Raw genomic sequence first — 1,376 nt, 5'->3', positions numbered from 1 at the left:
TAAATTTTCTTCAACAGAGAAAATCCAAGCAGTGAAACGATATTTAGATGGTACAGAAAGCGGAAAAACAATTGCTAAATCTATAGAAGTTACTCCTAGCTTACTTCGTGAGTGGATTAGACGATATGAATCTTCAGGTGAAAATGCTTTTGAAAAACGCTATACATCCTACTCTACCCAGTATAAACTAGACGTACTTAATTATATGAATGAACACGGGACATCTATCAGAGAAACAGCGGCACTTTTCAATATTCCGTCTTATGAAACACTTCGGAAATGGAAAATAGCTTATGAAACAGGAGGATTGGATGCCCTACATTCAAAGAAAAAGGGGCGTCCAACCATGAAAGATAAAAAAATAAAACCAGTAGTAGAGGGCTCAATAGAAGCACTACAAGCGGAAAATGAGCGTTTACGTATGGAAAATGCATATTTAAAAAAGTTGAATGCCTTAGTTCAAAACAAGAAACAATCACCAAACAAGACAAAGCCCAAGTAATCTATGAGTTAAGGCATGAATTTCCTGTCAAAGAGTTACTTCAACTCGCAAACATTCCACGTAGTACGTACTATTACTGGATCAAACGGTTCAATCGTCCTGATTCAAATGCGGAGGTAAAAGAACTGATTCAAGCTATTTATGATGAACATGGTGGGTGTTATGGGTATCGGCGTATTCGTGATGAACTGATGAATCGTGGACACAAAATAAATCATAAAAAAGTGTATCGCCTTATGAAAGAATTAGGGTTGAAATGTCTTGTTCGTATGAAAAAATATCGCTCTTACAAAGGGACAGTTGGGAAAATTGCGCCGAATATTTTAAATCGCAACTTCCAAGCCGACAAACCAAATGAAAAGTGGGTTACAGATATTACGGAGTTTAAGTTATTTGGGGAGAAGTTATACCTATCACCAATGTTAGATTTATTTAATGGTGAAATTATCACGTATACAATTGGTTCAAGACCGACCTATTCCCTTGTTTCAACAATGTTAGACCAAGCCCTTGAACGTGTAACAGCTCAAGACAAACTCCTCATTCATTCTGATCAAGGGTGGCACTATCAAATGAAACAATACCGTCATTCTCTTAAGCAATGTGGCATAACACAAAGTATGTCTCGCAAAGGAAACTGTTATGACAATGCCGTTATTGAAAACTTTTTCGGTATTATGAAATCGGAATTTCTGTATCGAAAAGAATTTGAAAGTATAACACATTTCAAACAAGAATTAGCAAAATATATAGACTACTATAATCATAAAAGAATTAAGGCAAAATTAAAGGGTATGATCCCGGTACAATACCGGGATCATACCCTAGAGGCTGCCTAATGAAACGACCTGTCTAACTTTCGGGGGTCACTTCA

The 1,376-nt window shown here is 36.5% G+C and carries 1 protein-coding gene; it reads left to right on the top strand.

Annotation, left to right across the window (positions count from 1 at the left end; genetic code table 11):
* Positions 1-1,341 (top strand): IS3 family transposase gene (locus JDS95_RS30390; protein ID WP_206773957.1). Its coding sequence is split into 2 segments (ribosomal slippage), with 1,342 coding nucleotides annotated over them: positions 1-437 and positions 437-1,341; the frame shifts between segments, so codons are not numbered across the junction. This gene is flagged as partial in the annotation.
* Positions 1,342-1,376 lie beyond the last annotated feature (35 nt).

Origin of the sequence: Bacillus cereus group sp. N24 (assembly GCF_016483345.1) — a bacterium.
Taxonomy (GTDB): domain Bacteria; phylum Bacillota; class Bacilli; order Bacillales; family Bacillaceae_G; genus Bacillus_A; species Bacillus_A toyonensis.
Note: the sequence above shows the minus strand (reverse complement) of the source record. Positions and strands in the feature narration are given on the sequence as shown.